This is a genomic window from Aeromonas sp. s10 (assembly GCF_040907975.1).
In the GTDB taxonomy this organism is placed as follows: Bacteria; Pseudomonadota; Gammaproteobacteria; order Enterobacterales; family Aeromonadaceae; genus Aeromonas; species Aeromonas caviae.
On record NZ_JBFOCV010000033.1, the window covers coordinates 66,676 to 81,534 of the forward strand.

Annotated in this window: 16 protein-coding genes; 4 read left to right on the forward strand and 12 right to left on the reverse strand. The window is 60.9% G+C overall.

Features of this window, described 5'->3' with window-relative positions; translation table 11 throughout:
* Positions 1 to 10: 10 nt before the first annotated feature.
* Positions 11 to 1,291: an HlyC/CorC family transporter gene (locus AB5Y59_RS09365; protein ID WP_010673081.1), complete on the forward strand. Its 1,281-nt coding sequence runs from the start codon at positions 11 to 13 to the stop codon at positions 1,289 to 1,291.
* A gap of 30 nt (positions 1,292 to 1,321) precedes the next feature.
* On the opposite strand, the gene AB5Y59_RS09370 is transcribed toward AB5Y59_RS09365, so the two are convergent.
* A complete protein-coding gene (locus AB5Y59_RS09370; protein WP_039039978.1) occupies positions 1,322 to 1,789 on the reverse strand; it encodes an Rrf2 family transcriptional regulator in 468 nt (155 codons plus the stop codon).
* A 111-nt stretch (positions 1,790 to 1,900) separates the two neighbouring features.
* Here AB5Y59_RS09370 and hmpA point away from each other — a divergent pair, with 111 nt between their 5' ends.
* Positions 1,901 to 3,094, forward strand: coding sequence for an NO-inducible flavohemoprotein (gene hmpA, locus AB5Y59_RS09375; RefSeq protein WP_319921852.1), 1,194 nt, complete (start codon positions 1,901 to 1,903; stop codon positions 3,092 to 3,094).
* Between the two features lie 82 nt (positions 3,095 to 3,176).
* Here the strand turns inward: hmpA and AB5Y59_RS09380 are convergent, their stop codons facing one another.
* The 6 genes from AB5Y59_RS09380 to AB5Y59_RS09405 form a co-directional block, all read right to left on the reverse strand.
* The gene (locus tag AB5Y59_RS09380) at positions 3,177 to 3,767 is read right to left on the reverse strand and encodes a tetratricopeptide repeat protein (protein WP_029313773.1); all 591 of its coding nucleotides are present in this window, start codon (positions 3,765 to 3,767) and stop codon (positions 3,177 to 3,179) included.
* Positions 3,768 to 4,163: 396 nt separating this feature from the next.
* Positions 4,164 to 5,099 (reverse strand): malate dehydrogenase, encoded by a 936-nt coding sequence (gene mdh / locus AB5Y59_RS09385; protein WP_010673076.1) that lies wholly within the window; start codon positions 5,097 to 5,099, stop codon positions 4,164 to 4,166.
* Between the two features lie 242 nt (positions 5,100 to 5,341).
* Entirely contained in the window at positions 5,342 to 6,004 is a 663-nt protein-coding gene (gene artM, locus AB5Y59_RS09390; RefSeq protein ID WP_010673075.1) for an arginine ABC transporter permease ArtM, read from the reverse strand.
* Between the two features lie 2 nt (positions 6,005 to 6,006).
* Positions 6,007 to 6,657, reverse strand: a complete 651-nt coding sequence (gene artQ, locus AB5Y59_RS09395; RefSeq protein WP_268451675.1) for an arginine ABC transporter permease ArtQ — start codon at positions 6,655 to 6,657, stop codon at positions 6,007 to 6,009.
* A 3-nt stretch (positions 6,658 to 6,660) separates the two neighbouring features.
* The gene (locus tag AB5Y59_RS09400; protein ID WP_010673073.1) at positions 6,661 to 7,398 is read right to left on the reverse strand and encodes an arginine ABC transporter substrate-binding protein; all 738 of its coding nucleotides are present in this window, start codon (positions 7,396 to 7,398) and stop codon (positions 6,661 to 6,663) included.
* Between the two features lie 24 nt (positions 7,399 to 7,422).
* Positions 7,423 to 8,163: an ATP-binding cassette domain-containing protein gene (locus tag AB5Y59_RS09405; RefSeq protein ID WP_041214472.1), complete on the reverse strand. Its 741-nt coding sequence runs from the start codon at positions 8,161 to 8,163 to the stop codon at positions 7,423 to 7,425.
* Between the two features lie 200 nt (positions 8,164 to 8,363).
* Between AB5Y59_RS09405 and argR the strand changes: the two genes are divergently transcribed.
* Positions 8,364 to 8,834: a transcriptional regulator ArgR gene (argR, locus tag AB5Y59_RS09410; RefSeq protein WP_005308670.1), complete on the forward strand. Its 471-nt coding sequence runs from the start codon at positions 8,364 to 8,366 to the stop codon at positions 8,832 to 8,834.
* Between the two features lie 79 nt (positions 8,835 to 8,913).
* Here argR and AB5Y59_RS09415 read toward each other — a convergent pair whose 3' ends face one another.
* The 5 genes from AB5Y59_RS09415 to glnK form a co-directional block, all read right to left on the reverse strand.
* The gene (locus AB5Y59_RS09415) at positions 8,914 to 9,819 is read right to left on the reverse strand and encodes a Dyp-type peroxidase (protein ID WP_368211875.1); all 906 of its coding nucleotides are present in this window, start codon (positions 9,817 to 9,819) and stop codon (positions 8,914 to 8,916) included.
* An 89-nt stretch (positions 9,820 to 9,908) separates the two neighbouring features.
* The gene (locus AB5Y59_RS09420; RefSeq protein WP_368211877.1) at positions 9,909 to 10,943 is read right to left on the reverse strand and encodes an ABC transporter ATP-binding protein; all 1,035 of its coding nucleotides are present in this window, start codon (positions 10,941 to 10,943) and stop codon (positions 9,909 to 9,911) included.
* A 40-nt stretch (positions 10,944 to 10,983) separates the two neighbouring features.
* The gene (locus tag AB5Y59_RS09425; RefSeq protein ID WP_039039972.1) at positions 10,984 to 12,609 is read right to left on the reverse strand and encodes an iron ABC transporter permease; all 1,626 of its coding nucleotides are present in this window, start codon (positions 12,607 to 12,609) and stop codon (positions 10,984 to 10,986) included.
* Between the two features lie 39 nt (positions 12,610 to 12,648).
* On the reverse strand, positions 12,649 to 13,656 hold the full coding sequence (locus AB5Y59_RS09430) for a Fe(3+) ABC transporter substrate-binding protein (protein WP_039039971.1): 1,008 nt from the start codon (positions 13,654 to 13,656) through the stop codon (positions 12,649 to 12,651).
* Positions 13,657 to 13,884: 228 nt separating this feature from the next.
* Complete coding sequence (gene glnK, locus AB5Y59_RS09435; RefSeq protein WP_005332325.1) at positions 13,885 to 14,223, reverse strand: P-II family nitrogen regulator; 339 nt, start codon at positions 14,221 to 14,223, stop codon at positions 13,885 to 13,887.
* 201 nt (positions 14,224 to 14,424) lie between these two features.
* Here glnK and arfB point away from each other — a divergent pair, with 201 nt between their 5' ends.
* Complete coding sequence (gene arfB / locus AB5Y59_RS09440; protein ID WP_010673067.1) at positions 14,425 to 14,841, forward strand: alternative ribosome rescue aminoacyl-tRNA hydrolase ArfB; 417 nt, start codon at positions 14,425 to 14,427, stop codon at positions 14,839 to 14,841.
* Positions 14,842 to 14,859 lie beyond the last annotated feature (18 nt).

Genomic DNA, 14,859 nt, shown 5'->3' on the forward strand with positions numbered 1-14,859 from the left:
GGAGCCCTTCTTGGACAGTATCTCAACGAGTACATTGCTGATTGTTCTCGTTATCTTGATCCTTTTGTCAGCCTTCTTCTCCAGTTCCGAAACCGGTCTGATGTCGCTCAACCGCTACAAGCTGCGGCATCTGGCCCAGACCAAGCACAAGGCTGCCCGCCGGGTCGAGAAGCTGCTGGCCAGGCCGGACCGCCTGCTTGGCCTCATTCTCATCGGCAACAATCTGGTCAACATCCTGGCCTCCGCCATCGCGACCATCGTCTGCATCCGGCTGTTCGGGGATCTCGGCGTCGCCATTGCCACCTTCGGGCTGACCCTGGTGGTACTGGTATTCGGGGAAGTCACCCCCAAGACACTGGCGGCCATGTTCCCCGAGCGGATAGCCTACCCTGCCTCCTGGATCCTCAAGGGGCTGATGGTGCCGTTCGCCCCCCTTGTCTGGCTCATCAACAGCATCACGAACCTGCTGCTGAAACTCTTGCGTCTCGAGCACAACAAGGATGACTCCCTCAACTCCGAAGAGCTGCGCACCATCGTCAACGAGGCGGGCAATCTCATTCCCAAGCACCACCAGGAGATGCTGATAAGCATCCTGGATCTCGACAAGATGACGGTGGAGAACATCATGGTCCCGCGCAGCGAGATCTCCGCCATCGATATCAATGACGACTGGAAGATCATACTGCGCCAGCTGGCCCACTGCGCCCACACCAAGATCCTGCTCTATCGTGACAACATCGATGACGTCGTCGGCTTCCTGCACTCACGGGATGCCCTGAGACTGGTCGCCCGGGATCAGTTCAGCAAGTCCAGCCTGCTACGGGAAGTCGACCCCATCTATTTCATCCCCCAAGGGACCCCCCTCAACGTGCAGTTGGCCAAGTTCCAGCGCAACAAGGAGCGAATTGGCCTTATCGTCGACGAATATGGCGATATTCAGGGGCTGATCACCTTGGACGACATCCTGGAAGAGATTGTCGGTGACTTCACCACCTCCATGACACCGACCCCGAGTGACGAGATCCATCCCCAGCCGGACGGCTCCTTCCTGGTCGAAGGCTCCGCCAGCATCCGCGAGCTGAACAAGGAGATGGACTGGCACCTGCCCATGGACGGCCCACGGACCCTCAATGGCGCCATCCTGGAGTACCTTGAGGAGATCCCCCAACCCAACATCAGTGTCAGGCTGGCGGGCTACCCTATCGAGATTCTCGAAGTGGAGAACAACATGGTGAAGATGGCAAGGATCATGCCGCACCTGTACCGGGACGATTCAGGGTACGAGGATTGAAAAAAGGCTGCCGATGGCAGCCTTTTTGTTTCACTCGCTCTCGTCATCCGGCTCCAGCACCAGAGTGGGGATGAGCTCACCGAACACCTGCTGCAACTCGTCACGGTTTGCCAGCAAATCCTGCAGCGTATAACCATCCATCACCGCGAGGAAGGCGTTCATCGCCTCCTTCAAGGCACTCTTGAGCAGACAGACGGAGACGATATGGCAGACCGGGGAGCTGCAGTCGATCCCGTCCAGATTGCCTTCCAACGCCCGGATCACTTGCCCGATATTGATCTCGTCGGGGGAGCGCGCCATGCGGATGCCACCATTCTTGCCGCGTTGTGACTGCAGATAGCCCAGTTTTACCAACTGGTTCACCACCTTCACCATGTGGTTGCGGGATACGTCGTACAAGGCGGATACCTTGGCCACGCTCGACAGTTCCCCCTCCGGCAGGGTGGCCAGATAGAGCAGGGCTCTCAATCCAAAATCGGTATAGCTCGTTAGTCTCATAGTGCCTGTAGCGCCTAGCGCGAAGAATTGATGATTGATCCAGATCAATTAAACATTTAGGATGCAACTTAATAAGTGACATTCCAGATGTTCAATTAGAAAGGACCTCCTATGTTAGACCAAGCCACCATCGCCGTCATCAAGAGCACCATTCCTTTGCTCGAATCGGCGGGCCCTGACCTCACACGGCACTTTTATCAGCGCATGTTCAGCCACAATCCCGAGTTGAAGGATGTCTTCAACCTGGCTCACCAGCGTAGCGGGGGACAACCCTTGGCACTGTTCAGTGCGGTGGCGGCCTATGCCAGGAACATCGACAATCTGGGGGCCCTGGCCGGAGCCGTTGAACGCATCGCCCACAAACACACGGGTTTCCTGATCCAGCCGGAACAATATCACATTGTGGGTAGTCATCTCTTGGCCACGCTCAAAGAAATGGGTGGCAACGCTGTCACGGAGGAGGTCCTTACCGCCTGGGGCAAGGCGTACGGTGTGCTGGCCGACATCTTTATCGGCCGGGAGAGCGAGCTCTATCGGGAAAAGGCAAGCCAGGACGGTGGTTGGCAGGGAACCCGCCCTTTCATCATCAAGGAGAAGCGTCAGGAGAGTGAACTCATCACCTCTTTCGTCCTGGCCCCCCTCGATGGCAACCCCGTGTTGCGTTTCAAACCGGGGCAATATCTCAGTATCAAGCTGGTTCATCCCGCCCTCGAGCATCAGGAGATCCGCCAGTACTCCCTCTCGGACGCCCCCAATGGCCGCGACTACCGCATCAGCGTCAAGCGCGAACTCAGGGGTCAGGCCTCCAACCTGTTGCATGATCATCTTCACATCGGTGACACGGTCGACATCATGCCGCCGGCCGGCGACTTCTTCCTGCAAGAGGTGACAGACACGCCTGTGGTGCTGATCTCCGCCGGGGTCGGCCTCACCCCCCTGCTGAGCATGCTCAACCACTTGCTGGCCGAGGGCCCGGATATGGATATTCGCTGGCTTCATGCCTGCGAACACGGCGCCCACCACGCGTTCAGGGACGAGATCCGGGCAAAGAGCAGGCACCACGGGAAACTGGAGAGCCGGGTATGGTATCGGGAACCGGGGGAACCGGATGTCAAAGGAGAGGATTACGACTTCAGCGGCACTCTGGCACTGGAGCAGGTCACCGACCTCATTCCGGCCGACGCCCACTACTATTTCTGCGGCCCTGTCCCGTTCATGAAAGCAGTCAAAGCTCAGCTGGAGAATGTGGGCGTTCCTGCAGGGCGGATGCATTACGAGGTCTTCGGCCCCCATCAGGGCCTCTGATCCCTCCCCTGACCGGGAAAATGCACAAGGCCCACAAGCACAGCTTCGTGGGCCTTGTAATATCAAAGCGGGCTACCAGGACTCAGTGCATCGCCTTGGCACGAGCGATGGCATTGGCGGGCATCCGGTTGCCGAGCCGGCTGAGCAGGCTCGCCGCCTTCTGGTGCATGGCCTTGTCACCGATGACGGCGCCGTGCAGCCAGTGATACGCCTCCTCGTAATCCAGCGGACTCCCCATGCCCTGCAGCAACATCTCCACCCACTCCATCTGTGCCCGTAAGAAGCCGAGGCTCGCGGCTTCCCGCATCAGGGTCTCGGCCCGCACCAGATCCTTCTGAACCAGGATCCCCTTCCAGTAATAGCGGCCAAGCTGTTCCAGCGCCGGCGCCAGCCCCTGGTTGGCGGCCTCCCACATGTACTGCACTCCGATCTGGGCGTCCGGCTTGGTGCAAACCCCCCACGCCAGCATGTCCCCCCAGAGGAACTGATAGGCAGGGATCTTCATCACCGAGGCCCGCGCCTCGATATCCTGGGTGAGCTGGCACCTGTCCTGCTTCACCCGGGCCAGATGGCGCCCCTGCTCTATCCAGTTGAGCAGTTCGTCCTGGCGATAGAGCGGCACGGCCTGCAACTCTCCCGCAGCAGCGGATGCCTGCGTCGTCGCCCTGGGCAGCGGCGCAGCTGCAGGTGCGGACGGTACAGGTGCGGATGCGGATGGCGCCTGGGCTGGAACTGCTGACACAGGGAGGGATGGCGTGGCGACAGAAGAGGCTGGCGTCAGGGCTGGCTGGGCCGATGATGAGGCCGGTGACAAGGATGCAGACGCCGCGGATGGCGGCGCGGCTGCAGCCGCCACCGCCTGGGTGGGCGCGGCGGCCGAGGTGGACTCCGCCCCCTGCAAGGGTAAGCTGCACACACCGATAATGGCGATGAGGGTTCTTGGTTTTATCATAGGGATCTCCTGCTGCCTTCTGTTATCGGCAGCCAGGGCCATCTCCTTAGCCCGCCACACCCAGCCCCGAAAATGACAAAGGGGAGCCTGGGCTCCCCTTGCGGTCGACGTAGAGACTTACTTGACGAAGTCGACGCCCAGCTGGATGTCGGCCTTCAGGGTGGCCAGCATGCTGTCCATCGCTTCCTGCTCGAAGGCGCTCAGCTTGCCGTAGTCCAGCACGGTTTCGACACCGTTCTTGCCGAGCAGCACCGGCTGCGCGAAGAAGGTGGCGTGCTCACCGTTGCCTTCCACATAGGCACACTCGATGACGTTGGCTTCCCCTTGCAGACCCTTGATGAGCGACAGACCGAAACGGCAGGCTGCCTGACCCATGGAGAGAGTGGCGGAACCGCCACCGGCCTTGGCTTCCACCACTTCGGTACCGGCATTCTGGATGCGCTTGGTCATGGCAGCCACTTCCTCAGCGGTGAAGCTGGCGCCTTCAACCTGGGAGAGCAGCGGCAGAATGGTCACGCCACTGTGACCGCCGATGACGTTGACACGTACCTTGTCAACGTTCAGGCCCTTGGCCTCGGCCACGAAGGTCTCGCCACGGATCACATCCAGGGTGGTCACGCCGAACAGGCGACGCTTGTCATAGACACCGGCTTTCTTCAGCACTTCGGCGGCGATGGCGACCGTGGTGTTGACCGGGTTGGTGATGATGCCGATCAGTGCTTTCGGGCAGGAAGCGGCACACTTTTCCACCAGGTTCTTGACGATCCCGGCGTTGATGTTGAACAGGTCGGAACGGTCCATGCCGGGCTTGCGCGCCACGCCGGCAGAGATCAGCACGACATCGGCGCCGACCAGAGCCGGGCTCGGATCTTCACCGCAGAAACCTTTTACTTTCACGTCAGTCGGGATGTGGCTCAGGTCCGCCGCCACGCCCGGAGTGACCGGGGCAATGTCATACAGGCTCAGTTCGGAACCGGCAGGCAGGCGGTTTTTCAACAGCAGAGCGAGGGCTTGGCCGATGCCACCGGCGGCACCCAGAACGGCAACTTTCATGATCAACTCCATGTCTAAGCGTAGGTTTAAGGTTGTTTCTAGTTGGGTTAACGCTGATTCTTATTGTGCGCCTCACCTTAAAGGATCCCCTCCTAAAAAACAATCTGATAACAGTTGTAATCACGGGTTCTGTGAGCCAGGGAACAAGCGGCGATGAAAGCGGAGAGGAATATGCGATAAATGGGAGGAAAGACACAGATTTCCTGTGCTCCCCTCACCATTAAGAGGTAAATGTGACTGCTTCAGGACTGGAAAGCCAGTGCCCGACGCTCACACCAGCGGAAACCAATTGTTAACAATCCATTCATGGTCAGATAGAGCGCTCCGGCCACGGTGAACACCGCCAGGGTGTCATAGGTCTGGGCGTTGAGACGCTGGGCCAGCCCCATGATGTCCATGATGGTGATGGTGCTCGCGAGCGAACTCCCCTTGAGCACCAGGATCACCTCGTTGGAATAGGCGGGGACCAGCCGACGGGCGGCATGGCGGGTCTTCATCCACAGGGTCTGTCCGGCCGAGAAGCCGAGCGCACGGCAGGCCTCCACTTCACCGGCGGGGATGGCGTCGAGCGCCCCTTTGAACAGCCGGGTGGAGTAGGCTGCGGTATTGAAACCGAGCGCCAGCACGGCGCAGAACCAGGGTTGCTTGAGCAGCGGCCAGAGCGGCCCCGCCTTGAGCCATTCAAACTGGCCAGGCCCGTAGTAGATGAGGAAGATCTGGATGAGCAGCGGCGTACCGGTAAAGACCAGTACCCAGAGCTGCACCAGCTGGGTCGCCACCGGAATGCGGCGCTCCAGCACCCAGGTCATGCCGGCTGCCATCAGCACGCCCAGCAACAAGCTGAACGCGGTGAGCTGCAAGGTGATCGCCAGCCCTCCTAGCAGGGTCATCAGGTAATCCTGCATGGTCAGCCTCCGTAACGGCGGGTATAGCGGGACGCCTGCTTCAAGCCGAATTCACTCACCAGACTGATGGCCAGATAGATGAGGGCGGCAGCGGCGTACCAGGTGAAGGGTTGATAGGTGCTGGCAGAAGCCATCTGTGCCTGACGCATCATCTCGTTCACCCCGATGAGGGAGACCAGGGCGGTGTCTTTCAGCAGCACCAGCCACTGGTTGCCGAGCCCGGGCAGGGCGTGACGCCAGGCCTGGGGCAGCACGATGCGAAAGAAGGCGTGCCCCTTGCCCAGGCCGAGCGCCTGCGCCGCCAGCCGCTGCCCAGGGGGCACCGCATTGAGGGCGGCACGCAGGGTCTGGGTGGCGTAGCTCGCAAACAGCAGGGAGAGCGCCAGCACACCGCAGGCGAACGGGCTGAACTCCACATACTCCCCGGTGATGAGGAACAGCACCTGGGTCGAGCCGAAGTAGATGAAGAGCACCACCAGCAACTCGGGCAGACCACGGATCAAAGTGGTCAGGGTGGCCACGGGCCACACCAACGCACGCTGCTTGCTCAACTCAGCCGCACTGAATGCTAGTGCCAGCACCATGCCACCGACCAGGGATGCCAGGGCCAGCCCGAGGGTCATCCAGGCTGCATCCAACAACAGGCTCAACATGGCTTACTGCGCAAAGTACTTGTCATAGATCTTCTGATAGGTGCCGTTGGCCTTGATCTCGGCCAGCCCCTTGTTCAGCTGGGTCAGCAGTTCCTGGTTGCCCTTGGCCACGGCGATGCCAAAACCGGTACCGAAGTACTTGGCGTCGGTCACCGGGGTACCAACCACGGCGTATTCCTTGTGCTGCTTGAGCCAGTCCGCGGCCACCGCCGTATCGGCAAACACGCCGTCAGTGCGGCCATTCATCATGTCGAGGAAGGCGCTCTGGTAGCTGGCGTAGGGCACGGTCAGCAGACCCTTGCTCACCCAGTTGTCCACCAGATAGGACTGGTGAGAAGTGCCGTTCTGCACGCCGACTGTCTTGTCCACCAGATCGTCCGGCCCCTTGAAGGTCTCTTTCTTGGCGACGAACACCGCGGAGTTCTCGTAATAGATATCGGAGAAGTCGACCTGGGCAGCCCGCTCCGGGGTCACGTCCATGGCGGCGATGACGGCATCATAACGACGGAACTTGAGGCTGGGGATCAGGCTGTCGAAGGCCTGGTTGTGGAAGCTGCACTCCAGCTTGGCCTGCTCGCAGACCGCGCGGGCCAGATCGATGTCAAACCCCTGGAACTCGTTCTTGTCATCCAGGTATTCGAACGGCGCATAGGTTGCCTCGGTGGCGAACTTGATCTCTTTGGCCAGCACAGAAGTGCTCAGCAGACCCATGGCGGCGATCAGCAACAGACTCTTTTTCATGACAGCTTCCTTATCGACTCAATATCAATGCATCAAGAATTCGGCAAACCGGCTGGTTTGCGGGGACTGGAAGATGGCGGCGGTGCCGGATTCGATGATCCGCCCCTTCTCCAGATAGATCACCTGACTGGCCACCTTGCGGGCGAACTCCACCTCGTGGGTCACCACCACCTGGGTGATGCCGGTCTGGCTCAGGGTGCGGATGATCTCCGCCACCTCTTTGGTAATTTCGGGATCCAGGGCAGCCGTCGGTTCGTCAAACAGCAGCACCTGGGGATCCATCATCAGGGTCCGGGCAATGGCGACCCGCTGCTGCTGGCCACCGGAAAGCCGTGCGGGCCAGGCGTCCCGTTTGTCGGCCAGTTGCAGCTGGGCCAGCAGATAGGCCCCTTTCTCGATGGCCGCCTCGCGGCTCATGCCGAGCACCTTGACGGGCGCTTCAATCAGATTCTCCATCACGGTGAGGTGCGGCCACAGATTGTACTGCTGGAACACCATGCCCACCTTGCGGCGCAGCGCCTGTGCCTGACGGTTGAATTCGGCAGTAGAGAGGCTGGACGGGAAAGAAAATTCACTGTCTGCGATGCGCAACACACCGGCATCCGGCGTGTCCAGCAAGTTCATCATGCGCAGCAGAGAGCTCTTGCCTGCCCCGCTCGGGCCCAGCAATACCAAGGTCTCGCCGGGAGCAGTCCGAAAGCTCACCTGCTGCAGTACCGGCACCTTGTGCCAGGATTTTTCGATGCCGATTAATTCGATACCCATACAGCCCAATTGAATAAGTTTTCAAAATTTCGTCCTGATTCTAGCGCCAGCATAAGTTGATGCAAGCTATATTTGAATCAATATGCAGAACAAGCGCCGCTTCCTTGCCAAAACAGGCATATGAATGCAAAATAGCAGCGCTGTTCGTATCTGCCGCCTGAGCGTGACAGGCGGTCACTCCCCTCATTCGTGAGTCCAAGATGAAACATAACGACAAGCAAGAAAAACTGGCCAAGGCCTTTAAAGCCTTGCTGAAAGAGGAGCGTTTCGGCTCCCAGGCAGAGATAGTGACTGCCCTGCAAGAGATGGGCTTCGAGAACATCAACCAATCCAAGGTCTCGCGCATGCTGAGCCGCTTCGGCGCCGTTCGCACCCGCAATGCCAAGATGGAGATGGTCTACTGTCTGCCGGTGGAACTGGGCGTACCCACCACCTCCAGCCCCCTCAAGAACCTGGTGCTGGATGTCGACCACAACGGCGCTCTGGTGGTGATCCACACCAGCCCCGGCGCAGCTCAGCTGATCGCCCGCCTGCTTGACTCCCTCGGCAAGGCCGAAGGGATCCTCGGCACCATCGCCGGTGATGACACCATCTTCATCACCCCGACCAGCGATACCGACATCGAGGAGCTCTACCTCTCCGCCCTCGAGCTGTTCGAGCAGACGCCCTGATCCGGTCGCCTTGGGCGATCCGCACAAAAATCCCGGCCTTGGCCGGGATTTTTTGTTTTGAACGGTAGGCAGGCCGGGTTTATTTGCCCTCGGCCACCAGAAAATCGACGGAAGGGGCGAAGAAGGCCGCGCCGGTCACCGCCCGAGTGAAGCGCAGCAGGTGGTCGAAGTGGCTGCCTTCCCCTTTGTACATACTGGCCAGCATGGCGTTGAAGTGCAGCGGCGTGCGGCAGCAGGAGATGAAGTAGAGCCCCTGCTCGCTCATGGTGCCCCAGGGCATGCTCTGGCGCAGGATCTCCATGGACTCCCCCTTCGGGGTCTTGAGGTTGACCCGCTTGATGTGGGAAGTGAGCGGCTTGTCGGCGGACTCGTATTCGATGTTGTCGACCTTGGTGCGACCTATGATGTCTTCCTGCTCCTTCAGGGCCAGCTTCTCCCAGTCGCTCATGGCGTGGACCCAGCGCTGCACGTGGATATAGGAGCCACCGGCGAACTCGCCGCCGTCCAGCAACGCCACCTCGGCGCGGTGCTCATCCTGCGGGTTCTCGGTGCCGTCGACGAAACCGGTCAGATCCCGGCAATCCTGGTTGCGAAAACCGCGGACTTCCTCGGCCAATTCAACAAGCCCGGCCAGCAGGGCCATGACGCGATGACCGGCATGATGCAGCACGTCCACCCGATCAGCACGCAATTGTACGAAGAGATCGAACGGGGTATTGGGGGCCTCCTGACCGTTGGCGGATTGCGCCATGAAACCGCGGAACTGGGGCGGCCGGGCGGCAGGATAGAGATCATCCCAGGCGTCGGCCCCGACGGCGACCAGACCGCTGAAGGCCGCATCGGGGAAGTCGGCGCTCACCACCTCCCAGAGTGCTGGCAGGCTGGCCAGGCGGGAGGTCAGGGCAGCGGCGTCACCGGTGCGATTGAACATCAGATAGAGGGCGTGCAGATTCGGCTCTGCGCAGATCCCGGCTTGGGCTTTCATGTCTCTCTCCAAGTGCGTTGGCTATGGGCGTGGCGCGATTATAAACCAGCGCGCTTCCAGTTCATTGATTTCACGACAATACCACGCACTCATGGCAAGGGGTCAAACAACACCAGGGCATGAGGAGCCACGGTCACCCGCGCGCGCTCCCCTTCCAGGGGCTCACCGATGCTGGCTTCCAGTTGCTGGCCGCCACACTCCACCAGTACCCGACAGTGATGGCCCAGGAACTGTTGCTCACGCACCCGGATCTCACCGTCATCCGCCGCCGTCAGCGCCAACTGCTGGGGTCTGAGCATGAGCTGCAACCGCTCCCCCACCGCGCGGCCATGGGGCTCCTGACCGCAGATGGTTCCAAGGAGGGTCTGCACGCAGTGGCTGTCCACCACCTCGGCCGCCAGATAATTGACCCCGCCGAGAAACTCCGCCACGAAGCGGTTCCCGGGGCGGCGATAGAGCTGCTCCGGCTCCCCCACTTGCTCGATGCGACCGGCGCGAAACAGAGCCAGCCGGTCGGCGAAGGCGAAGGCCTCTTCCTTGCTGTGGCTGACGAAGATGGCACCAATGCCCTGCTGTTTGAGCAGGGCGCGGATCTCGAGGATCAGTTTCATCCGCACCTGGGTGTCGATGTTGGAGAAGGGCTCGTCCAGCAGCATCAGGCGCGGCTTGCACACCAGGGCACGGGCGATGGCCACCCGCTGCTGCTGGCCGCCGGAGAGCTGATGGGGATAGCGCTCCCCCAACCCCTGCAGGTTGACCAGCGCCAGCGCCTCTTCCACCTGTTGCTGGCGGCTGCCGCGATCCTGCCCGGTCAGGCCGAAGCCGACGTTCTCGGCCACCGTCAGGTGAGGAAAGAGAGCGTAATCCTGGAAGATCATGCCGATATGGCGGGCCTCCGGCGGCATACTCACGCCGGGGGCATCGAGCAGGGTCTCTCCCAGCCGGATCTCCCCCTGGGCCAGGGGCAGCAGACCGGCCACCGCCTTGAGCAGCGTGGTCTTGCCACAGCCGCTCGCCCCCAGCAGACAGACAATCTCGTTGTCGGCCACCTGCAGGGAGAGCTGCTCCAGCACGGGGCGCCCATTGTAGTGACAGCTGACCTTCTCGATATTCAGGCAGGACAAGGCTCTTTTCCTCTCGCGTAGTGATGCCGGACGGGGCCGCTCAATGGCCTGGACCATCCAGGGTACGGTTGATCCACAGCAGGGGAATCAGCCCCACCAGCACGATGACGATGGCACCGAGCGCCCCCCGCTCCAGCATCTCGTCCGAGACGAACTGATAGACGTGGGTCGCCAGGGTTTCGAAGTTGAACGGCCGCAGCAGCAGGGCGGCGGGCAGCTCCTTCATGGATTCGATGAACACCAGCATGGCGCCGGCAAAGAGGCCGCGCCGTACCAGCGGCAGGTGAATGCGACGCAACATGCCGCCCGCCCCCTGCCCCAAAGAGCGGGCCGCCATGTCGAGGCTGGGGGAGATCTTGCTCATGCTGCTCTCCACCGACCCGATGGCGATGGCCACGAAGCGCACCAGATAGCCGAACACGATGGCGGTGAGGGTGCCGGTCAGGAGCAGACCGGGGCCCGGCATCCCGAGCCACTCGGCCAGATCGTTGATGCCAAAATCCAGGGCCGTGAGCGGCACCAGCACGCCGATGGCCAGCACGGTCCCCGGCATGGCATAGCCCATGGCGGCGAGGCGCAGGGGCAGCAGGCTGCGAGTTCCCCCATCGAGGCGACGGAAGAAGCCGAGCAGCAGGGCAATGGCCATGGCCAGCAGGGCGGTCAGGGCCGAGATGGCGAGGCTGTTGCCCGCAAAGCGCACGAATTCGGGCGTCCACGACAGCGCGAAGTAACGCACCCCGTAATCGAGCAGGATGACGAACGGCAGGGCGAACCCCGCCAGCACCAGGCCCCAGCACCAGAGCCCGGCCAGCACGCCCCTCAGGCCCCCGAGGGGGTAACGCAGGGGCTGCTCGAAGCCCATGGACTTCTGGAACACCTGCTGGCGCTGGCGGGAGCGCCGCTCCAGCGCGATGAGCAGCACCACCGCCAGCAGCATCAGACAGGAGAGCTTGGCGGCGGTCGCCAGGCTGCCGTAGCCGAGCCAGGTGTCGTAGATGGCGGTGGTCAGGGTGTTGATGGCAAAGAAGTGGACGGTGGCAAAGTCCGCCAGAGTTTCCATCGCGACCAGAGATGCCCCCACCATGATGGCCGGGCGGGCCAGGGGGAGGCTCAGGCGGCGAAAGCTCTGCCAGGGGGTGCAGCCGAGCAGGCGGCTGGAGTGAATGAGGCTGACCGACTGCTCCAGGAAGGAGGCCCGTGCCAGCAGATAGACATAGGGGAAGAGCACCAGCGCCAGCACCCAGGCGGCGCCACCGAGGGAGCGAATGGCCGGGAACCAGTAGTCGGCCGGTCCCTGCCAGCCAAACAGGGCACGCAGCCCCGCCTGCAGCGGGCCCGAGTAGTCGAGCAGGTCGGTATAGACGTAGGCCACGATATAGGAGGGCATCGCCATGGGCAGCATCAGCGCCCATTGCAGGGCGCGGCGCCCCGGCACCTCGCACATGGCCACCAGCCAGGCGGTGGGCACTCCGAACAGCAGGCTGAGGCAGACCACCCCCAGCACCAGACCTGACGTGTTTCGCAGATAGTCGGGCAGTACGGTATCGGCGAGGTGGGCAAACAGTTCCCCATCAGCCGAGAAGGCGGAGAAGACCAGGGCGAGTACCGGCAAACCCAGCAGCAGAGCGGTGACCCAGCTGCCGGCAATCCATCCAAAATGTTTCATGAGTCCACAGAAGTTGATGGGGCCGTTGGCCCCATCTGATTACAAGTCGAATTTCACTTCATCCAGCAGTTGCAAGGCGTCCTTGCGGTGCTTGGCATAATCGCTGACCGGCATGGGGTCAGACTTGAACGTGCCCCAGGACTTGACCATGGCGGAAGGCTCGACCCCCGCCTTGACCGGGTACTCGGCATTCACATCAGCATACATGTGCTGGGCGGTATCCCCGGAGAGGAACTCCATCAGCTTCTGTGCTGCGTCCTTGTTCTTGGCATACTTGGTCATGGCCACGCCGCTCACGTTGACGTGGGCACCGCGATCACCCTGGTTCGGGAAGTTGATTTCCACCGCGTCGGCCCAGGACTTCTGCGCCGGGTCCTTCAACATGGCACCCAGGTAGTAGCTGTTGCCCAGGGAGACATCACAGATGCCGTCCTTGATCGCCTTGACCTGATCACGGTCGTTGCCCTGGGGCTTGCGCGCCAGGTTGGCCTTGACCCCTTCCAGCCAGGTCTTGGTATCCGCCATGCCGTGATGGGCAATCATGGACGAAACCAGCGCCACATTGTACTCGTGCTTGCCGCTACGGGTACAAATTTTTCCTTTGAATTCAGGCTTGACCAGATCTTCGTAGCGGATGGTGTCGAGCTTGCCAAGACGCTCCTTGCTGGAGTAGATGGCACGCACCCGGGTGGTCAGGGCGAACCAGCGGTTGTCCGGATCGCGATAGATGGAGGGGATGTTCTCCTGCAGCGTCTTGCTGTCCACCGGCTGCACCAGGTCCTTGTCCACCAGCTCGGTCAGACGGCTGATGTCCACGGTCAGCATCAGATCGGCCGGAGAGAGCTTGCCTTCCCGTTCCAGACGCTCGTTCAGCCCCTCTTTGGCAAACACCACATTGACCTTGATCCCGGTCTCCTTCTCGAACTGCTGGATGATGGGCTTGATCAGCTCATCCTGACGGTTCGAATAGACGTTTACCTCCTGGGCGGCGAACGCCGACTGGGCGACAAGCGTGGAGAAAGCCAGTGCCAACATCTTCATTTTCATCATCCGTTCCTTGTCTGCGTAAAGAGTGATAACCATTTTCGTTTGCATTCTGCATGAATCGGGAGGAGAGGATCAAGGCGGTTTGCTGGGTTGGAACGATCTATTTAATCAGCGGCCAAACAAAAAGACCGGATGGAATCCCATCCGGTCTTTCGACGACCACCCATTCACACTGTCGGCAGAACCTGCCCGGACCTTTGCCCGACCCGGCCGGGCAAAGGGGCGTACTCAGAGCGCCTCGTCGTCGCTCTCACCAGTACGAATACGCACCGCTTGCAGCAGGTCATAGACGAAAATCTTGCCGTCACCGATCTTGCCGGTATAGGCCGCCTTGCAGATGGCCTCGATCACCCCTTCGACGTTCTCGTCTGCGGTGGCGATCTCCAGCTTCACCTTCGGCAGAAAGTCGACCTGGTACTCGGCCCCCCGGTATAATTCGGTGTGCCCCTTCTGGCGACCAAAACCCTTCACTTCGGAGACGGTCAGGCCTTCCACCCCCAGGTTGGCGATGGCCTCGCGCACGTCGTCCAACTTGAAAGGTTTGATAATCGCAGTAATCAGCTTCATCTGGTTGCTCCCAATCCATGGTATGTCACGAATGGGTCATCAATTCTTGTGCCAAGTATTTTTATCGTTTATTTTCATATAGATAGATATGACACTCTGAGCCGGAAAGGCTCAGGATCACCAAGGAAGCGCATCTCGCCCCATAATGAGGCACCAAGCTGCACCAGACTCCCTTGATGCACCAAATGAGAGCATCACCCCATGTTAGTCATCTCCAACAGCGTGATCATCCCCTGGCATGAATTGCAATTCCAGACCATGCGGGCCCAGGGCAATGGCGGCCAGCACGTCAACAAGACCGACTCCGCCGTCTGGCTGCGCTTCGATTATCGCGACTCCCCCAGCCTGCCGCCGCTCTACAAGGAGGGACTGGAGCGGCTCAGCGACAGCCGGGTTCACGACGGCTTCATCCAGATCCGGGTCGAGACCCATCGCAGCCAGGACATGAATCGCAAGGAGGCTATGAGCCGCCTGACCGAGCTGCTGAAAAAAGCCGCGTGGCGCCCCAAGGCCCGCCACGCCACCAAGCCGACCCGCAGCTCCCAACGCAAGCGGGTCGATGCCAAGAAACGCAAGGGAGAGATCAAATCCACCCGCGGCAAGCCCGTGCTGGAGTGACCTGCCACAAGCCCGAGG

What these genes read in the sequence shown, in the direction of transcription:
- hmpA (WP_319921852.1), top strand. Translation starts at nt 1,901, where the DNA reads ATGTTAGACCAAGCCACCATCGCCGTCATCAAGAGCACCATTCCTTTG.
- AB5Y59_RS09430 (WP_039039971.1), bottom strand. Translation starts at nt 13,656, where the DNA reads ATGAAAATGAAGATGTTGGCACTGGCTTTCTCCACGCTTGTCGCCCAG.
- AB5Y59_RS09370 (WP_039039978.1), bottom strand. Translation starts at nt 1,789, where the DNA reads ATGAGACTAACGAGCTATACCGATTTTGGATTGAGAGCCCTGCTCTAT.
- artQ (WP_268451675.1), bottom strand. Translation starts at nt 6,657, where the DNA reads ATGTTGAGCCTGTTGTTGGATGCAGCCTGGATGACCCTCGGGCTGGCC.
- arfB (WP_010673067.1), top strand. Translation starts at nt 14,425, where the DNA reads ATGTTAGTCATCTCCAACAGCGTGATCATCCCCTGGCATGAATTGCAA.
- AB5Y59_RS09400 (WP_010673073.1), bottom strand. Translation starts at nt 7,398, where the DNA reads ATGAAAAAGAGTCTGTTGCTGATCGCCGCCATGGGTCTGCTGAGCACT.
- AB5Y59_RS09415 (WP_368211875.1), bottom strand. Translation starts at nt 9,819, where the DNA reads ATGAAAGCCCAAGCCGGGATCTGCGCAGAGCCGAATCTGCACGCCCTC.
- artM (WP_010673075.1), bottom strand. Translation starts at nt 6,004, where the DNA reads ATGCAGGATTACCTGATGACCCTGCTAGGAGGGCTGGCGATCACCTTG.
- AB5Y59_RS09405 (WP_041214472.1), bottom strand. Translation starts at nt 8,163, where the DNA reads ATGGGTATCGAATTAATCGGCATCGAAAAATCCTGGCACAAGGTGCCG.
- argR (WP_005308670.1), top strand. Translation starts at nt 8,364, where the DNA reads ATGAAACATAACGACAAGCAAGAAAAACTGGCCAAGGCCTTTAAAGCC.
- AB5Y59_RS09425 (WP_039039972.1), bottom strand. Translation starts at nt 12,609, where the DNA reads ATGAAACATTTTGGATGGATTGCCGGCAGCTGGGTCACCGCTCTGCTG.
- mdh (WP_010673076.1), bottom strand. Translation starts at nt 5,099, where the DNA reads ATGAAAGTTGCCGTTCTGGGTGCCGCCGGTGGCATCGGCCAAGCCCTC.
- glnK (WP_005332325.1), bottom strand. Translation starts at nt 14,223, where the DNA reads ATGAAGCTGATTACTGCGATTATCAAACCTTTCAAGTTGGACGACGTG.